The 781-nt window shown below is 73.4% G+C and carries 1 protein-coding gene; it reads right to left on the bottom strand.

Translation table 11 applies throughout. The features are described 5' to 3' along the window. The coding region (locus ACTT8P_RS38355) for a phosphopantetheine-binding protein (RefSeq protein ID WP_442836412.1) at nucleotides 1-781 on the bottom strand (781 nt) is incomplete at both ends.

The raw sequence follows: 781 nt of genomic DNA on the forward strand, positions 1-781 counted from the left end.
CCGACACCAACCGCGCCCGCAACACCTCATGCCGCACCACCAACGCCCGCACCGCAGACGCCAACACCCCCGCATCCGCATCCGCGGGTATCGCGACGCGTGCCGACTGGTAGACCTCGCGGACGTCCTGGAGTTCGACCCGGGCGAGCAGTTCTCGCATGACGGGGGTGAGCGGTATCTCTCCGGTGGCGTCGGCCGCGCCGTCCTCGGCGGGGCCGGTGGTGAGCGGGCGGGCCAGGGTGGCCAGGCGGGCCGGGGTGCGGTGCTCGAAGACCTCGCGGGTGGTGATGACGTAACCGGCCCGGCGGGCTCCGGAGACGACCGTCATCGACAGGATCGAGTCGCCGCCCAGGGCGAAGAAGTCGTCGTCGGCTCCGGTCGTCTCCTGTCCCAGGACGTCCGCGAAGAGGCCGCAGAGCAGCTCCTCGACGGGGGTGGACGGTGCGCGGCCCGGCTGGCGCACCGGCTCGGGGATGGGCAGGGCGGTTGTGTCCACCTTGCCGTTCACCGTCAGCGGCAGGGCGTCCAGCACAGTCACCGTCGCCGGGACCATGTAGGCGGGCAGTCGGTCGGCGGCGAACGCGCGCAGGTCCGCCGGAGCGGGGGTGCCGTCGGCGGCGACGTACGCCGTGAGGCGGCCGTCCCGTACCAGGACCACCGGCTGGGTGACCGCCGGGTGGGCGGCGAGGACGGACTCGACCTCGCCGAGTTCGATCCGGAAGCCGCGGATCTTCACCTGGGCGTCGGCGCGGCCCGCGAAGTGCAGCAGCCCGTCGTCCGA

Source organism: Streptomyces sp. JW3, assembly GCF_052216785.1.
Taxonomy (GTDB): domain Bacteria; phylum Actinomycetota; class Actinomycetes; order Streptomycetales; family Streptomycetaceae; genus Streptomyces.